Source organism: Nitrincola alkalilacustris (genome assembly GCF_008973755.1).
GTDB lineage: Bacteria > Pseudomonadota > Gammaproteobacteria > Pseudomonadales > Balneatricaceae > Nitrincola > Nitrincola alkalilacustris.
The window spans coordinates 306,668-323,623 of the sequence record NZ_WBOM01000003.1 but is presented as its reverse complement, the minus strand read 5'-3'; the positions used below and the strand labels follow the sequence as shown (position 1 = coordinate 323,623).

Annotated in this window: 14 protein-coding genes; 2 read left to right on the top strand and 12 right to left on the bottom strand. The window is 53.7% G+C overall.

From position 1 onward, the window contains the following. Nucleotides 1-14: 14 nt before the first annotated feature. The 5 genes from F7R27_RS07010 to F7R27_RS06990 form a co-directional block, all read right to left on the bottom strand. A complete protein-coding gene (locus F7R27_RS07010) occupies nucleotides 15-1,625 on the bottom strand; it encodes an HAL/PAL/TAL family ammonia-lyase (RefSeq protein ID WP_240776273.1) in 1,611 nt (536 codons plus the stop codon). A gap of 45 nt (nucleotides 1,626-1,670) precedes the next feature. Continuing rightward, a complete protein-coding gene (locus tag F7R27_RS07005; RefSeq protein WP_151703512.1) occupies nucleotides 1,671-2,141 on the bottom strand; it encodes a type II toxin-antitoxin system death-on-curing family toxin in 471 nt (156 codons plus the stop codon). A gap of 1 nt (nucleotide 2,142) precedes the next feature. After that, the gene (locus F7R27_RS07000) at nucleotides 2,143-3,156 is read right to left on the bottom strand and encodes a DNA-binding protein (RefSeq protein WP_151703511.1); all 1,014 of its coding nucleotides are present in this window, start codon (nucleotides 3,154-3,156) and stop codon (nucleotides 2,143-2,145) included. A gap of 140 nt (nucleotides 3,157-3,296) precedes the next feature. Then, nucleotides 3,297-5,228, bottom strand: a complete 1,932-nt coding sequence (locus tag F7R27_RS06995; RefSeq protein ID WP_151703510.1) for a DNA topoisomerase III — start codon at nucleotides 5,226-5,228, stop codon at nucleotides 3,297-3,299. Between the two features lie 152 nt (nucleotides 5,229-5,380). After that, entirely contained in the window at nucleotides 5,381-5,584 is a 204-nt protein-coding gene (locus tag F7R27_RS06990) for a YjfB family protein (protein WP_151703509.1), read from the bottom strand. 185 nt (nucleotides 5,585-5,769) lie between these two features. Here F7R27_RS06990 and F7R27_RS06985 point away from each other — a divergent pair, with 185 nt between their 5' ends. Then, nucleotides 5,770-6,945, top strand: a complete 1,176-nt coding sequence (locus F7R27_RS06985) for an MFS transporter (protein WP_151703508.1) — start codon at nucleotides 5,770-5,772, stop codon at nucleotides 6,943-6,945. Between the two features lie 41 nt (nucleotides 6,946-6,986). Here F7R27_RS06985 and rapA read toward each other — a convergent pair whose 3' ends face one another. Beyond that, nucleotides 6,987-9,845, bottom strand: a complete 2,859-nt coding sequence (rapA, locus tag F7R27_RS06980; RefSeq protein ID WP_151703507.1) for an RNA polymerase-associated protein RapA — start codon at nucleotides 9,843-9,845, stop codon at nucleotides 6,987-6,989. A 159-nt stretch (nucleotides 9,846-10,004) separates the two neighbouring features. Here rapA and F7R27_RS06975 point away from each other — a divergent pair, with 159 nt between their 5' ends. Then, a complete protein-coding gene (locus tag F7R27_RS06975) occupies nucleotides 10,005-10,871 on the top strand; it encodes a prephenate dehydratase (protein WP_151703506.1) in 867 nt (288 codons plus the stop codon). A 290-nt stretch (nucleotides 10,872-11,161) separates the two neighbouring features. Here F7R27_RS06975 and mgtE read toward each other — a convergent pair whose 3' ends face one another. From mgtE to F7R27_RS06945, 6 genes are all read right to left on the bottom strand, one after another. After that, on the bottom strand, nucleotides 11,162-12,505 hold the full coding sequence (gene mgtE / locus F7R27_RS06970; RefSeq protein ID WP_151703505.1) for a magnesium transporter: 1,344 nt from the start codon (nucleotides 12,503-12,505) through the stop codon (nucleotides 11,162-11,164). 286 nt (nucleotides 12,506-12,791) lie between these two features. After that, the gene (locus F7R27_RS06965; RefSeq protein ID WP_240776271.1) at nucleotides 12,792-13,865 is read right to left on the bottom strand and encodes an FAD:protein FMN transferase; all 1,074 of its coding nucleotides are present in this window, start codon (nucleotides 13,863-13,865) and stop codon (nucleotides 12,792-12,794) included. Nucleotides 13,866-13,897: 32 nt separating this feature from the next. Further along, the gene (gene tcdA / locus F7R27_RS06960; RefSeq protein WP_151703504.1) at nucleotides 13,898-14,704 is read right to left on the bottom strand and encodes a tRNA cyclic N6-threonylcarbamoyladenosine(37) synthase TcdA; all 807 of its coding nucleotides are present in this window, start codon (nucleotides 14,702-14,704) and stop codon (nucleotides 13,898-13,900) included. A 33-nt stretch (nucleotides 14,705-14,737) separates the two neighbouring features. Then, nucleotides 14,738-14,962: a hypothetical protein gene (locus F7R27_RS06955; RefSeq protein ID WP_151703503.1), complete on the bottom strand. Its 225-nt coding sequence runs from the start codon at nucleotides 14,960-14,962 to the stop codon at nucleotides 14,738-14,740. 19 nt (nucleotides 14,963-14,981) lie between these two features. Next, a complete protein-coding gene (hda, locus tag F7R27_RS06950) occupies nucleotides 14,982-15,689 on the bottom strand; it encodes a DnaA regulatory inactivator Hda (protein ID WP_151703502.1) in 708 nt (235 codons plus the stop codon). Between the two features lie 12 nt (nucleotides 15,690-15,701). Next, nucleotides 15,702-16,874 carry a DUF2066 domain-containing protein gene (locus tag F7R27_RS06945; protein WP_151703501.1) on the bottom strand — a complete coding sequence of 391 codons (1,173 nt, stop codon included), beginning with the start codon at nucleotides 16,872-16,874 and terminating at the stop codon, nucleotides 15,702-15,704. Nucleotides 16,875-16,956 lie beyond the last annotated feature (82 nt).

Here is a 16,956-nt window from a genome sequence, read left to right as displayed (position 1 = left end):
CATGCTATTGGCCATCATGGCCTGACAGCCTCCTGATACAGGAGCCACCTTTGCTCTTGAATACCTGATACCAGTTGACGAAGCTCGCTGTCCAGACGACGATCTTCGACCAGCAGCGGACAAGACTCCTGCAACTCAGCAAGCATAGACTGTATCGGTGGTGACAAACTTTCCTGCTTGAGCTGTCCCTGCCGTATCCGCAGCTGAACGCCCTGCTGCACTGCCATCAACATTGCAGCCATGACCTGCTCGGTCAGCTGCAGTACACGCAAACAGTCACGGGCCGCTATCGTCCCCATACTCACCTTGTCCTGGTTGTGACACTCGGTCGAGCGCGAGAAGACACTCGCCGGCATGGTCAGCTTCAGAGCCTCTGCCGTCCAGGCGGAGCACCCTATCTGCACCGCCTTGAAACCATGATTGATAAACTGGCGCTCCGCTTCGGCAGCGGACAGATTGGCCGGCAGGCCGTTATTGAACTTCACATCCATCAACAGTGCCATCTGGCGATCATGCAGGTCGGCCAGATTAGCGACTGCATTCTTCATACTGTCCATCACCATGGCGATATGGCCACCGTAAAAATGCCCACCATGCAACACATGCTCACCGATACCATCGATGATCGGGTTGTCATTGGCGCTGTTCAGCTCGTTTTCGATCATCTGCCTGAACCAGGGCAGCGCATCTCGCAACACCCCGGTGATATGCGGTGCGCAGCGGATGGAGTAGCGATCCTGCAAGCGATCGGAGTTACGAGGGTGTTCATGGTGATTCAGATCGTCACGAATCCAGCTGGCCACTTCGTTCTGACCCGGATGTGGTTTAACGCTGAAAAGTATCTCATCAAAATGATGGCCATTGCCCTGCAGAGCCAGGCTGGCCAGAGCGGTAAGTCGGCTGGACAGTCGCGTCAGATACTCGGCACGCTCATAGGCGATACAGGCCAGCGCCGTCATCACAGCTGTGCCGTTCATGATGGCCAGCCCCTCTTTCGGACGCAGCCGGATCGGTGCCGTGTTCAGTTCAGCCAGTACCTCGGCGGCAGGACGTATCCTGCCCCGGTAATAGACTTCACGCTCTCCGATCAAGCTCGCAGCCAAATAGGACAGCGGTGTCAGGTCACCACTGGCACCGACACTGCCCTCCTGTGGAATCACCGGCACAACATCCTGATTGAGGAAGAGAGTCAGTTGCCTGAGCAGATCCCAGCTGACGCCGGAGTAGCCCTGGGTCAGTGAGCACAGACGCGTGGCCAGAATGGCGCGACCTTCCTGTGGTGAAAAGTTATCACCGAGGCCACAGCCATGAAATCGTGTCAGATGGATCGGCAGCTCATATACCTGCGACAGCGGCACCTTGACGGTACAACTGTCGCCATAACCGGTCGTGACACCATAAATCACGCCATCTTCTTCAAGAAGCTTATCCAGAAATGCGACAGCGCTATCTATCTTATGAGCAAATTCGGCGCTGCTCGACAGGCTGACTGTTAACCTGCGCCTAGCAATGAGATTGATCTGCTCTATGGTGATCCTGCCTTCGCCGAAGCAGATCTTGTCGACAGAGTTATCCGATGACTCCAGAGAGGGCTGGGGGGATGGGAGGTCATTAACTGAAGTCACTTATACTTCCTTACTATGAATAGCTGCTGAGGGCTTAAAGGCACATCACTGTTTAAATTGCTCTGCGGCCTCTATGGCTTCTACAATAGCCAGCTTCACAGTCTCTGAATAGTCATCTTCATAAAGTATTGAGCTGATAATCTGGTACAGCAGGCTTTTATCAATCACGTTATCCGCTACCCAGACAGCGATGTTCTCCATCTCTTTCACAAACCGTTTTACCACATAATCGAAGCCGTTCAGTTCAAGGAAGTAGGCACCCAATGCAAGCGAAGATCGCTTATTGCCATCGTTGAATGCATGATGTTTATTAATGGAAAACACCAAATGCGTGAGCTTGTCTTCCATTTCCGGGTAGTACAAGTCATTTTGGATATGCTCCAGTGGGCTTTCCAACTGCCCGATATCCTTGGTACCGGCAAGCCCACCAGAGTTCTCTATGATCCAATCGTGAATCTCTACTGCATGTCTAGCATCGAAATAAAGATACCGGATGCCTAGGTCTGAATCGGCCATATCAGCGATCCTTCAGGCGTTTGAATACAGCGAGAGTGTCCGGATCACTCAATTGCTCTTCCAGAGACTTGCTCTTTTCACCCAGAAAACGCTCGAAATCGGCTTCAGGTACCGACTGAATGTAAGCTTCCAATTTTTCATGCAAAGCGTCTCTGAAGCACAGATCCCGGCTGGCCATTTTAGTTCTCGCATCGAGGATTAACGGCCTGAACAACGGATGCTGTTCAAAGCTGGCAAACAAATTCTCTGCTTCTTTCTGTGTGAGTTTACAACCCTGAGCTTGGCTGGCCTTTTCCAACTCATGCGCAATGCCAGACTCAAAACTCGCGATAAGGTTCAGCACTTCAGAGTACATGGTCTCACGGATTTTTTCTTTTTCTGCCAGCTTCAGCACCTTTTTATATTCCGCGGCATTCTCATGAAAAATGCTCTGGTATATCAAGTTGGTGAAGCGGGCATATTTCCAGTTGTTACCTTCAACATAGCTATCCAGGGCGTCGGTAAACTGGCGACGATAGTTCTCTTCCTGGAATGCAGCTAGCAGATAATTCTCATCCCGCTGGTTAATGAACTTGGTGTGTCCGCCAGCACGCTCAGCCATTACATCCAAAACGATGTCGAGCAGGCGCGAACGCAACAGACGCGCAGGCTCGCTCTCTGTGAGTAGCATGCCGAGGTTTAAGACTGCTCGAAAAGAAAAAACGCCAAGAGCACTTGTTTTGGTACCGTAATTGGTTACGGTACCATTCATTAACTTTTTGAATTCCTTGAGCTTACTCCCTTTTAGCACTGTGTAGCCATTGGCTTTTAATTCGTTGGCATGGCTCACCAGATATTTTTCAATAGTACTGTCACTCACCTCATACAGCAGCATAAGCTGCTGCTTCGTAAACACCGTTTCTCCCTGAAACTGAACGCCACCCAAGCTCAGGTGCTGCTCGGCCTGTTGCAGAGCGTAGCGGTTGTTGAGGATATTCTGGCGGTCATGGGACGATTCCGTGAGGTCTTTAGCCATTTCATACTACCCTTGTTTTTTGCCCTGTTACTACCAAGCAGCATCAATATGCTATTAGGCTGACACAATTGCTTCAACTAAACACTCATGTGCTAGCCACTTTATGCGTCCGAGTCCTCTTTCGCGTAGCAGCAGCGGTTTTAGAGCCTGTCACGGCGCGACTTACCCGCCGTTTTTTTCGTCGCCCGCCGCCTGACAGGTGCAGCCGATGCCGGTATCTGTGGCAACTTGCTGAACACCTCTCCCAGCAACTGCCTCAGATAACCTTCCATCGGTTGCATAAAGGCGGCATAACTGGCTTCACGCTTGCTGATAGCTTCCAGCTGCGCTTCCCACTGTGCGGTCATATCCGGCAGAGTCGTTGCCTCAGGCAGGCTGTTGATCAGGCCTCGCCCGGCTTGTGTGGCGTGTATCTGTTTTCCCTGTCGTATCAGAAACTGTCGCCGAAACAGCAGCTCTATGATGCCGGCGCGGGTAGCTTCTGTGCCCAGCCCATCAGTATCCTTCAGGATCTTGCGTACTTCGGGATCACTGACATAACGTGAGATGCCGGTCATGGCAGACAGCAAGGTAGCATCAGTGAAGGGTTTCGGTGGCTGTGTCTGCTTCTCCAGCAACTCGCCCTGGAGGCAGGTCAGAGCGTCTCCTTTCTTCAGATCAGGCAGTGATGACTGCTCATACTCATCACCTGGCTCATCTGAAGCGGCAGCACTACCGGTCAGTACCTTCCACCCGGGATCGACCGTCTGACGAGCCTTGGCAACAAACTGCCCACCAGTCACCTCGACATCAATGCGTCTGTCTTCATACTGCCAGGGTGGATAGAACTGCATCAGATACTGTCGTGCAATCAGTTCGTAGAGTTTCTGTTCCTGTGAAGACAAACGCGCTGGATCAAGTTTCTTCTGCGTGGGGATGATCGCATGGTGTGCATCAACCTTACTGTCATTCCAGGCCTTGCTGCGCAGCCTGAGATCAGCACCTGCCACTGCACCCTGCAGCGCTGGACTCACCTGATGGATCGCTTTGACCACCATATCCGCCTGAGCAAAGTGCTCTTGTGGCAGATAACGCGAATCTGAGCGGGGATAGGTGATCAGTTTATGCCGCTCATACAGCCCCTGGCACAGATCCAGCACCTGTTGCGCGCTGAAGCCAAAGCGCCGGGCTGCGTCTATCTGCAAAGATGACAGACTATAAGGTAGTGGCGCCGCCTGTTTCTTGCGCTGACGGCTGGTCTCGGTCACGACACCCGGCTGCCCGGTAATACGCCTGACGACATTGTCTGCCAGTGCGCGCGAAAGGACTCGCCCCTCCTCGTCCTGATAGGGCAGACAGGCTTCGCTGGGTTGCCATCTGGCGCGAAACTGTTCACCTTTTTCAGTTTCGAGCAGGGCCAGCACTTCGTAATAGGCCTTGGCAACGAAATGTTCAATCGCCTCATCGCGCCTGACCACCAGCCCCAGCACTGGCGTTTGTACCCGCCCGACTGACAGCACGCCCTGATAACCAGCCTTTCTGCCCTGGAGCGTACAGGCTCGGGTCAGGTTGATACCATAAAGCCAGTCGGCACGGGATCGAGCCAGCGCAGACGTGGAGAGAGGGATATAATCACGATTGGATTGCAATCGACCCAGGGCCCGGCGCACCGCATCCAGGTTGAGATCGTTGATCAGGCAGCGTTGCATGTGCTGACGCTTATCGGCTGGCACCTTGAGATAGGCAATCACCTCATCGACCAGTAACTGCCCTTCACGGTCGGGATCACCGGCATGCACCAGTTGATCCGCCTCCTTGATCAGTTTACGCAACACTGTCAGTTGCTTGCGCGTGCTGCTTTTGGGTTGCAACTGCCACTGCTCAGGTATGATCGGAAGATGTTCCGGACGCCACTGTTTGAATGCCGCATCATAGGTATCAGGCTCGGCCTGCTCCAGAAGATGACCGATGCACCAACTGACTACAGCATCCGAGCCGCAACGAATAAAACCATCCCCCTTCTGCCTGGAGCCGGGTAAAGCCTCAGCAATAGCACGACCCAGACTCGGTTTTTCAGCGATGTAAAGTATCATGCAGGGCTTATCTGAAGGGTGTTGGAGTTGAAAGAACGCTGAAGTATAAGCTCATAAAGCTATACATATTTTAAGCTAAACAGGTATTAAGCTATACAAGTCTTGGAGCTATAAAAGTATTGTATCTGGATGTGGCCTGAAATCGAAGTGGCTCAGGCCTTGGTATTGATGATTTGCCCCAGTGAACCGGATGAACCACTGCTGGCAGGCGCATCGGGTATCAGATTAACCAACATTTCCCCCTGTTGTGCCGCCTGATCCAGTGCCATTTTAGCAACTTTGACAGACACCTGATTTTTAAGCTGTGCCGACTCAAGCCCAGTGAACACACTACTCAGACTGCTGACCATACTCATATTTGACTCCTTTTACGCAATTCCTGACTGCAAAATGCCATATGCAGCCATGCAGGCACTCTAACAGTTTGAGCGCCGCTAGTCATGTGATCGGCCAACAGACCTGAAACTGAAGACCGAATTCCGATTTACATGCTATATTCGCTTTTTCTTTCATAAACAGTTGCATAATCAGGGAGACAAGGATGCCGATTACAGTCTGGGGGCTTGCGCTGGGTCAGGCGCTGCTGATAACTGGGAATATCCTGCTGGTGTCAGTCACGGCACTGATAGGACAACAGATTGCCCCATCCTTTGCCCTGGTTACGCTCCCGGTTGCACTGCAGTTTCTCGGATTGATGGGCGTCACCATCCCTGCCGCACACCTGATGCGCTGGTTGGGACGCAAAACAGGATTTCTACTGGGCAATCTGACTGGCGTTGCAGGCGCTGTACTGGCCTTCGTCGCCCTCTCCTCCAATCACTTTGTCCTGTTCTGCATCAGCACCTTTCTGCTGGGCATGGCGATAGGCGTCGGGCAACAGTATCGCTTTGCAGCCGTAGAGGGTTGTGAGCCTGCACTGCATTCACGCGCCATTGGGATGGTCATGGCTGGCGGCGTTCTGGCGGCCATACTCGGACCCAACCTGGCTATCTGGACAGAGCATTTTTTCCCGGATCGCCAGTATCTCGGAGCATTTGCAGCGCTAATCATGCTGTATGTCATCACCCTGATACTGATCAGTCTGCTACCACTGAAAAAACCCACCTTTGCAGAGCAGCATGGTGATGTGCGCTCCTATGCTGATCTGCTGAAGCAGCCGCAACTGGTGGCCGCGATCTCATCCGGCATGATCGGCTATGGTGTGATGGTGCTGGTCATGACCGCCACTCCACTGGCGATGGTTGAGTGTGGATTCAACTTCAGCAGTACTGCCAGCGTGATTCAATGGCATGTGCTGGGGATGTTCCTGCCCTCATTTTTCACCGGCAAGCTGATCAGTCGTTTCGGCGAGATCAAGATCATCCAGAGCGGCTGCCTGTTGCTGATAGGCTGCATACTGCTGAATCAGCTCGGCATTCTGTACTGGCACTTCTGGACAGCACTGGTTGCACTGGGTATCGGCTGGAATTTTACCTTTATAGGAGCCACATCCCTGCTGACACACACCTACCGCCCTGCCGAAAAAGCCAAGGTACAGGGGTTGAATGATTTCTGTGTATTTGGAGCGGCCGCCCTGGGTAGCCTGCTGGCCGGCCATTTTCAAATGCAGCTCGGGTGGGAGGTACTCAACCTGCTGATGCTGCCTGCGGTACTGATCGCCATGGCAATGGTCTGGATCAGTCACCGCAAACAGACATTCAGCAGTCTGCCGGGATAAGCCACTCTTGACTGTGTGCTTCCCGGCAGTATCCACATGGATTATTCGCTGACAACGATCACCCGCAAAGCGTCCAGTTTCAGATCTGCACGTGTCAGCGCATCATGCATCTGCTGTGTCTGTGTCCGGTGAATGTCCAGCTCCTCATCACGAATGGCTGGATTGACTGCCGCCAGAGCCTGAAGACGCTCATACTCTGCACTTCTCAGTTGCTGCATCCGCACCAACGCCTGCTCTATGATTGCAGGACGCTGCCTTTCAGCCAGCTCATTCGATTTGGTCAGTTGGCTGCTGATCTGATCACGCGCCAGACGCATCATTTTCTGTGCGGTGGATAGTGGGATCGGCTGCGCCAACTGGTTCAGCGGTGCATGACCCAGAACGCCAGACAGATCCCTGCCCTCACTGTCAACCAGTGTGCGCAGATAGCCACATGGCAGGAAGCGGGAAAGCTGCAGGGATTTTGGTGCAGACAGATGCAGGTCGTAAATCGCCTCCAACAGGATGAGGCCGGGTGTCAGAGCCGGCAGCCTCAAGGAGCAGATAGTATTGTTACCAAGCTCCCCGCGTCCGATCAGCTCCATCACCTCATTCAGCAAGGGGTGCTCCCAGGTCAGAAACTGAATATCCTCACGCACCAGTGCCTGCTTGCGACTGAAGGTAAGGGTCAGTCCCTCTTCAGGCAGACCCGCCAGATGGCAGAGCATATTCTCGCCTTGCTGCAGGATAATCCCCTTTTGTCCATGTGGCTGAACACTGATGCCCACCCGATCAAACAGACGCTCGGCATAGGGCTGCAGCAGATCGCTGGACTCATGCTCTCTTACCTGCTCCAGCAAGCGCTCGGCCGCTGGTGTGTTACAACTGCTGAGCTCCAGCAGGCGATCCCGTCCGTTCGCCAGCTCGTCTTCCAGCTCCTCTCTTACCAGCAGCGTTTCATCAATCAGACGCGCCAGCGAATAGGGGTCACCCGGCTCATGCATGGCGTCACGCAGCGGCTTGGCAAACTGATGATACAGTGCATCCCCGACGGTACAGACCCGGCTGAACAGATCCAGGCCATCCCGATACCAGCGCATCAACACCTCAACAGGGCTGCTGCTGTAATACGGCAGATGGATCTGCACGTCCCGGTGCTGCCCGATACGATCCAGACGCCCGATACGCTGTTCCACCAGATCAGGACTGAGCGGCAGATCAAACATGATCAGGTGGTGGCAGAACTGAAAGTTGCGCCCTTCGCTGCCGATTTCAGAGCAAACCAGCACCTGCGCACCCAACTCCTCATCTGCAAAGTAGGCCGCACTGCGATCCCGGTTGACCAGACTCATCCCCTCATGGAATACGGAACTGCGCACGCCCTGCATCGACAGATGATTTTCAAGCGCTATTGCGCTGGCTGCATGAGCGCAGATGACAAGCGCCTTCTCTTTTTTGTTACTCCTGATCCACTGCTGTAACCACTCGACACGCGGGTCCAGCTTGATCCAGTCCTCGCCCAGCAGTAACTCGGGATGCAGACAGGCCTCCAGCTCGGCATCCCCCTGCATGATGTCGTATATGTCATGCGGTTCCAGCGGATAGGTATGCAGAATACGCGCCGGGAAGCCGCTGATGGTCTGGCGGGTGTTACGAAACAGTACGCGCCCCGTTCCCTGCCTATCCACCAGCTCCTTTACAAGTTTGTTCAATGCTGCTGGCTGCTCTATCTGTGGCAGCTCAAGCCAGGCGGAAATAGCATTCTTACCCGCCCAGGCCTCAGCATCACGCTGCAGAAGAGCATCCTCTCGCAACAGCTCCGCACCATTGTTTTCCAGCAGCGGTGACACGATACGGTTGAGGTGATGGTATTGGCGCTCTTCTGCCAGAAACGCATCAAGGTCGTGGTAACGCTCGGGATCCAGCAGCTTGAGTCGGGCAAAGTGCCCGGCAGGGCCCAGCTGCTCTGGTGTCGCCGTCAGCAATAATACCCCGGCTATTCGAGTTGCCAGCGCTTCGATGCAGAGGTAGGCATGACTTGCGACCTCGCGACTCCAGCCCAGGTGATGTGCCTCATCCACCACCAGAATATCCCATCCGGCCTGCTCAGCCTGCTGCTGGCGAACGTCATGACGAGTCAGCAGAGACAGTGCACAGATGACCAGTTGGCTGCCTTCAAATGGGTTATCTGTACCGGACTCTTCAAGCGCCTCACAGCGCTCTTCATCCAGTAGTGTAAAGCTCAGATTGAACCGGCGCAGCATCTCTACCAGCCACTGGTGTACCAGCGAGTCCGGCACTACTATCAACACCCGCGAAGCATGCCCACTGAACAGGCGCTGATGGATCACCAGACCCGCTTCAATGGTTTTCCCCAGCCCGACCTCATCTGCCAGCAGGGCACGCGGCGCAGGGCGTGAAGCAAGTTCAGCAGCGATATGAAACTGATGCGGCAGCAATTGAACCCTGGGGCCGGTAAGACCATAGGCCGGTGATTGACGCAGGCGATGCTGATGCTCCAGGGTTTCAACTCTGAGTTTGAATAATCCGTTGCGATCGATCTGACCGGCAAACAAGCGCTCCTGGGGTCTGCTGAAATGCACTGCACTGTTCAATTCCAGCTCAGGCAGAATACGCTCGTCCCCCTCAGCATCCAGGCCGATATAGATAAAGCAGCCCTTATGCTCGACACGCTCCCGGATCTCCAGCTCAACGCCCTGGTTGTCGCTGACCGTCTCTCCCACCTCATAACAGACGCGACTCAGGGGCGCATTATCCGATGCATAGGTTCTGCGTTCTTCAACTGCAGGGAAAATCAGCTCAACTCGTCTGTTTGCGCACTCCAGCACAAGCCCCAGCCCCAGCTCTGCTTCCGTATTACTGATCCAGCGTTGCCCCGGAACAAACTCTATCTGTGCCAATCTGTATTTCCCTTATTTCTGTGTGCACTATCGGAAACGATATTTCTGTCGCAATGATAGGCGCTGATCTCGTTGATTTCAAAGCCTGATCGTGCCTATTTCTAAACCCTGTGACATAATGAATGCTTTATGAACCGTGCTTAGTTGAACAAGGCCATCATGACTCAGAATAATGATATTATCGCCTATCAGGGCATAGAAGGTGCCTATTCCCATCTTTCCTGCAGCAGAGTTCACCCGGAGCTCAAGCCCAAGGCCTGCAAGAGCTTTGTTGAAGCGATGTTCATGGTGGAGCGCGGTGAAGCCCGCCTGGCCATGATACCACTTGAAAACTCCACCGCCGGGCGTGTGGAGGAGATCTACCGCCTGATGCCAAAAACCCAGCTGCATATCATCGGAGAGCACTTTGAACCGGTGAACCACTGCCTGCTCGCGCTTCCTGGCACCAAGGTTGAAGATCTTCGCAGCGTTGCCTCACACCCCCAGGCACTGGCGCAGTGTGAAGGCAACATCAAGGAGCTGGGGCTTGTCCAGGTAGCCAGCCTTGATACAGCCGGTTCGGCACGTGAGCTGTCAGAAACTCGCGTGCCCGATCAGGCATCCATCGCCTCCAGCCTGGCAGCCGAGCTGTATGGTCTGGATATTCTGCGTGATAACTTTCAGGACAAGACAGGCAACACGACCCGCTTTCTGATCCTGGCCAAAGAGAGCCGGATGCCGCCACTTGAAGATAATCTGCGCTACATGACCACCATCATGTTCAAAGTGCGCAATATACCGGCTGCACTGTACAAGGCACTCGGTGGATTTGCCACCAACGGGCTGAACATGGTCAAGCTGGAAAGCTACATGGCATCTGAAACCATGCAGGTATCGAGTTTTCACCTGGATGTAGAGGGCCATCCACATGATCAGGCGATGCAGCACGCTCTTCAGGAGCTGCACTTCTTTGCAAAAGAGGTCAGGATCATGGGTACCTACCAGGCACACCCCTTCCGCCTGAGCCATCTGCGCACGGACATTTAACCTGAATATCTCATGCCATGCACTCAGATTCATGAACTATCAGGATTAATGCTGCATCGCAACAAAAAAATATTTTTTAGAATAAACCGGTCTATAAATAAAGGGCTCTGACGATTGTGCAATGCACAAAAATAGCCTATCTTGATAAGTGTCCTGACCTTGTTCAGGACTGCGAGGGGTTTTCCATCTCCAGATGAAACCAATCGCATCCCATCTCTCAACTCTTCCTGAGTTGTATGCACTTTGATTCCCCTCTCCTTCGGGAGAGGGGCTTTTTAACAGTCGTTGAGTTATAGCCCCAGAATCGCTGTAGCGATGGCGAAATAGATCAACACTCCGACCGCATCAGCAATAGTGGCCACCAATGGCGCGCTCGCTGTAGCCGGGTCCCAGCCCAGTTTATGCAAGAGGAAAGGCAGACTCATACCGACCAGACTGCCTACCATGACCACTGTCACCATACTCAGCGAAACCACCAGTGCAATATCGGCCCCGCCTCTGAACGCACCTATACCCGACACAGCCAATGCCATCGTCAGCCCCAGCCCTATGGCGACCACTATTTCCCGCCCGAACAGTCTTGCCCAGTCCGAAGTTACCACATCTCCTGTTGCCATCCCGCGCACCATCAAGGTCGATGCCTGAGAACCGGCATTACCCGCACTCCCTACCAGCAGTGGTAAAAAGAACACCAGTACGATATAGGCCTGAATAGTGTCCTCATAAAAGGCGATGCCCGCTGCCGAAAAAATATTGGCAAACACCAGCAGTACCAGCCAGACAATACGCTTGCGATACAATACAAACAGGCTGGCATTGCTCAGACCGCCATCCAGCTTACCGACCGTACCCCCTTTGAGGATATCTTCTGTCGCTTCTGCTTCGGCCACATCCATCGCATCATCATAGGTGACGATACCAACCAGGCGCTGTTGCTGATCCACCACAGGCAGCGCCAGCAGATCATAACGACTGATCATGCGCGATGCATCTTCCTGCTCAGACTCCGGGCTGATCACAACCAACTCGGTTGTCATCAAGGCCTCAATGGCTGTTGCCGGCTTATTCAGAATCAACTCACGCAACGACAGGGTGCCGACCAGGCGATGCTGTCTGTCCAGCACATAAATCTGATAGATGGTTTCTGCATCCGGAGCTGTCTTACGTACGATATCCAACGCCTGTGCGACCGTCGTGTTTACCGGCACGGTTGCATAGTCGCTGGTCATAATCGCTCCAACAGTTCCCTCCTCATAGCTCGACAGCCGCCGCAGATCCTCACGCTCTTCACGCGCCATCAGCTTGAGCACATCTGTCTGACGCTCTTCACTCATCACATTAAAGAGGTCGGCACGCTCATCCGAGGACATGGAGGACAGAAGCTGAGCAAGACCCTCAACCGTCATCTCCTCGGCAATATCATGCTGCTGTGATAACTGCAGGTAGCCATACACTTCGGCTCGATCTTCCAGCGCCAGGTGCGCCAGGATTCTGAGACTGTCAGCAGTATCTTCATGACTCAGAAATTCGGCCAGATCAGCAGGCCGGATCTCTGCGACCAGTTTTTCAATGGCAATAGTATCCCGCTGCTCCAGAGCAGTGCGCAGGGCATTAACGAGGTTGGCATAAGTCATAATCAGTCTCCGGTCGTGAGCAGAGCGCCCACTGGATGACTGACTGGCAGGTCAGATCAGGACTGGCGGGGCAGCGCTACACAAGGATTAAACACATATCGATGTACGGTAGCTGTAAAGCAACAACTGCTGGGGTCCATACTGGTCCTCTTGAATCGCACCGCGACACTGCGGCGGCGGCACTATAGGCAATATTAACTTCTAATGTCAATAGCTTAGCATACAAAACCCATTTGCTGTTTCAGACCTCATGCAAATGGGCATCTCGGAACTCAACACCTCTCCATTAACGCCGCTCAAGCAGCTCACTGGCCATCTCAGATCCAACATACTCCTCCATTGATTCTGAAATATAACTCCGCCAACCACCGTTTTCTCGTGTGATCAGCAATAACTTGATCCCTTCAGCCTGAGCCACTTCCAGACTGCGCTCAACACCCATCACCATGAAGGCTGTCGCCCAGGCATCGGCACTGGCATTATCCGGGGTCAGAACCGTAACTGATGCAAGGTTGTGCTTGATTGGCCAGCCGGTAGTTGGGTCGATGGTATGTGAGAAACGCTGACCATCCTCCTCAAAGAAGTTACGATAATCACCGGATGTTGCCACCGACATGTTACGAATCGGCAAAACATGATGTGCAGCGGGCAAGCCTTCATGCGGCACCTCAACACCGATACGCCAGGGCTGCCCTGCCTCACGCTCTCCACCAGCCAGCAGATCACCACCGATGTTGACAAGAAAATGCTCCAACCCCTGACCCTTGAGCCATCTGGCTACCTCATCCACCGCAAACCCCTTGGCAACACCCGAGAGATCCACAAAGCAATCGCTGTGTTTACGCGCCCTGCCACCCTCAATATCCAGCTCCAGATTCTGGTAACCCACCTGTGCCAGGCGCTGCTGCAACTCCTGCTCATCAGGGATTGCCAACGGCCTCTGCTCGGGGCCAAAGCTCCATAGATTGACCAGACGACCCACTGTGACATCAAACGCACCATCACTGGACTCGGAGACTGACTGGCTCAGCAGCAATACATCCAGCAGTGGCTTTGACAGCACCATCCACTCACCTGCCGGCAGGCGATTGAACCGCATCAACTCGGAATCATCACGATAGGTCGACATGCTCGCATCGATCTGCTGCAGCACCTCGACAATCCCGGTATGAAGCTCAGCAATACGCTCCTCGGAAAAGGAGCCAGGCAAGGTCACCTGCCAAAAGGTGCCATAGATCTGCCCTTCCAGCCGGGGGTTACTCTGCTCCGGCTTGGAGCAACCGGCAAGCTGAACAGCCAGCATACCCATCAGAAACAGCAAAGCGGTTAAAAAAATGCGCCGTGATATAGAGCTGAACATGGTTTTCAATTCCGATTAGACAAACAGGTGTATCAGGTAGGTTGAGAATGGCGGCGCTCGAACCGCTCCTGCATTTTCTGCAGAACGCGGGCAACCGCGACAAAGGCGAAGCTCGCCGTCACACAGGTACTGGCACCAAACCCTCCCGCACAATCAAGGCGCATGGCCCCATCTGTTGAGGATTTCTGATGGCAGACAGTACCATCGGGTTGTGGGTAGCGCAGTTGCTCTGTCGAGTAAACACAATCAATGCCAAACTTATCCTTGCCTTTGCCAAAGTTATAATGGCGTCGCAATACAGAACGCAACTTGGCAGCCAGCGGGTCCTGCTGAGTTCTGCTGAGATCGGTGACTGCTATCCGGGTCGGATCAACCTGGCCACCGGCACCACCGATCGTGATCACCGGGATTTTATGCCGCTTGCACCAGGCAACCAATGCGGCTTTATCGCGCACACTGTCGATCGCATCAATAACATAGTCCAGCCCTTGTGGCAGCAGCTGCTCGATATTGTTTGGGCTGATGAAATCAAATACCTCATTCACCCGGCACTCAGGATTGATATCACGAATCCGCCGTGCCATCACTTCCACCTTGGACTGGCCGATAGTTGAACTCATCGCATGAATCTGACGATTGGTATTACTGATGCACAAATCATCCATATCGATCAGTGTGATCTGGCCCATCGCGGATCTGGCAAGAGCTTCTGCGACCCAGGAACCCACACCGCCGATACCGATAACTGCCACATGTGAAGCAGCAAAATAGTTCGTAATACTCTCGCCATAAAGGCGACGGGTTCCCCCGAAACGCTCCTGAAACTGATCAGATGGCACTTTGACACTTTACCTCAACAAATTGAAACCAAATCAAAAACTTTCATCCGTCAGCTCAGTGCAGACCACATGCCCACACCCTTTGCAGATACCTTCGATAAAGATGGTACCCAGCAACTCATACTCCCTTGGCTCACTCATTCCCAGATCCACCTGATGACAGTTATCACACCAGGTATTGGTCAGAAATGCCTGCTGCTCCTCTTCGGATCGGGCATGAAAATCACGTGCTTTCTCTTCGCCTCTCGGATCTGACATCTATAGTATTTCCTGCCGCTTACCAGCCCATGACCTGTTTGACAAAAGGGACCGTAATGCGACGCTGGGCACTTAGCGATGCATGATCCAGACGATTCAACACACTCAGCAGGCTGGCCATATCTCGGCTGCCATGGTGCATCATATACTTCACCACTTCATCACTGAGATCAAAGCCTCGTGCCTGAGCCCGCGACTTGAGCGCCACCACTTTCTCGTCATCCCTGATCGGGTTGACACGAAACACCATACCCCAGTGCAGACGCGACTCAAGATCAGACAACTTCAGCCCCAGGGTCTTGGGCGGCAGCTTACTTGCAATCAACAGGGTATGCTGCAGGGCCCGCATACGGTTGAACAGATGGAATACCGCCTCCTCCCATGCAGGAAGACCCGCTATCTGTTCGATATCATCGATACAGACAAGGTCCAGTTGATCCATATCCTCCAGCAGAACGGGACCATGCTGCAACAACTCCGCCAGTGGCAGATAGACAGCCTGGCGCTTCGCTGAGTCGGCAAGATGGCAGCAGGATTGCAACAGATGAGAACACCCGGTGCTCGGCTGCCCCCAGATATAGAGCAACTGCTCTCCCTGGCCAGTGGCTGAGTGCCTGAGCGCTTCAAACAACAACGCATTATCACCGATAACGAAGTTCTCGAATCGGGCATCATCGCGCAGCGTTATACCAAGCGGTAGCTGAAAAGGGGCTGTCTGCTCCGTCATCCTGATCCTATATCAATTCCAGACATATTCGAGTGAACTTCCGCCAGACCGTCGCTGCAGCCTTGGCTCCTGATTCAGAAGCTGCTCCAGCTCGGCGCTGGAGCCGTCATACATCAGCCTTACCTGCGCCGAGTCCTGCATCAGTGTTGCCGGCAGCACAGACTGAACACCATTCAGACCTCGGAGCAGGTTGGTGACTTCCAGGTAAGCTCCGGGACCCTCCAGCCCATGAATGGTCACCAGAATACCAGGTGGTGTGAACTCCATGACCGCTTCTGAAAAAGGCTCTGATACGACTGAGGGCTGAGGTGATGCACCAGAAGCTACCGGCTGAATCGGCTGAATCGGTTGAACAGCCTGGGGGCGGTGCATGCCGGGCAAAGGCGCCGTAATCCTAGGCTCTGGCACCATATCCGCTTGCAAAGCGATATCGGCAATCTGATCCATCAACTGCCGAGCTGCAACCGGCCTGTCACCGGAAGCCTGCAGAATCTGCTGCGCCCCCTGTGTCCATATACTGGCCTGAATCTGTGTCGCATCACCCGAACCGGTAACTCGAGCAGCCATGACAAGATCTGGAGCATAACGAACGGAAGCCTGCTGCAAGGGGGCTGAGAAAAAACCCCAGAGATCACCAACCGGGAGCGCCTGCTGATCAGTCAGATCGAGAATCGGCAAAAGCAGTGGCAGGCCACGTTGATTTGCACCCTGCCTGAGGCTCTGAATGAGCTCGTCTGATGAATCGACAAAGTCACGCCTTCCACCCTGCTCCTCAGCCAGCCAGAGCAACACCGTTGGACGACCAGTCATCAGGACAGGCATTCCCAGCTCGCGCATCTCTTCGGCGAGCGAGCGCCAGTCAAACTGGATCTCCAGCTCATTGGCCATGCCCTGGGCATCAGGCTCTGAAAGAGGAACAAAACTGAACTGCTGCATGAAACGCCCGGCATCCTGCAGCAGAAATCTCGCTGCCTCACGGTCTGTGATGTTACTCTGACCACTGACTCTGATCAGCACCTGTGCCAGAGCCGAGCGCAACTGCTCATCCGATGGAAATGCGCTGATATCATGGGTCGTGATCCGTCCTGTACTCAGCAAGGTCTCATCCACGGCCCAGGCTGAAGAAAGGGGGAGCATCAGCAATGAGACAAGAGAGATCGCAAGAAGATGTTGACGTCGTAACATAAGAATCAGAACCGAATAGCAATAAATTTTGCGCCAACTTTAACACACAATAGCCCCCTCTCCATCAACCTGATAAACTTGC

What these genes read in the sequence shown, in the direction of transcription:
- F7R27_RS07005 (WP_151703512.1), bottom strand. Translation starts at nt 2,141, where the DNA reads ATGGCCGATTCAGACCTAGGCATCCGGTATCTTTATTTCGATGCTAGA.
- F7R27_RS06990 (WP_151703509.1), bottom strand. Translation starts at nt 5,584, where the DNA reads ATGAGTATGGTCAGCAGTCTGAGTAGTGTGTTCACTGGGCTTGAGTCG.
- hda (WP_151703502.1), bottom strand. Translation starts at nt 15,689, where the DNA reads ATGACGGAGCAGACAGCCCCTTTTCAGCTACCGCTTGGTATAACGCTG.
- F7R27_RS06965 (WP_240776271.1), bottom strand. Translation starts at nt 13,865, where the DNA reads ATGTTCAGCTCTATATCACGGCGCATTTTTTTAACCGCTTTGCTGTTT.
- F7R27_RS06955 (WP_151703503.1), bottom strand. Translation starts at nt 14,962, where the DNA reads ATGTCAGATCCGAGAGGCGAAGAGAAAGCACGTGATTTTCATGCCCGA.
- F7R27_RS06945 (WP_151703501.1), bottom strand. Translation starts at nt 16,874, where the DNA reads ATGTTACGACGTCAACATCTTCTTGCGATCTCTCTTGTCTCATTGCTG.
- F7R27_RS06975 (WP_151703506.1), top strand. Translation starts at nt 10,005, where the DNA reads ATGACTCAGAATAATGATATTATCGCCTATCAGGGCATAGAAGGTGCC.
- F7R27_RS06995 (WP_151703510.1), bottom strand. Translation starts at nt 5,228, where the DNA reads ATGATACTTTACATCGCTGAAAAACCGAGTCTGGGTCGTGCTATTGCT.
- mgtE (WP_151703505.1), bottom strand. Translation starts at nt 12,505, where the DNA reads ATGACTTATGCCAACCTCGTTAATGCCCTGCGCACTGCTCTGGAGCAG.
- F7R27_RS06985 (WP_151703508.1), top strand. Translation starts at nt 5,770, where the DNA reads ATGCCGATTACAGTCTGGGGGCTTGCGCTGGGTCAGGCGCTGCTGATA.
- F7R27_RS07000 (WP_151703511.1), bottom strand. Translation starts at nt 3,156, where the DNA reads ATGGCTAAAGACCTCACGGAATCGTCCCATGACCGCCAGAATATCCTC.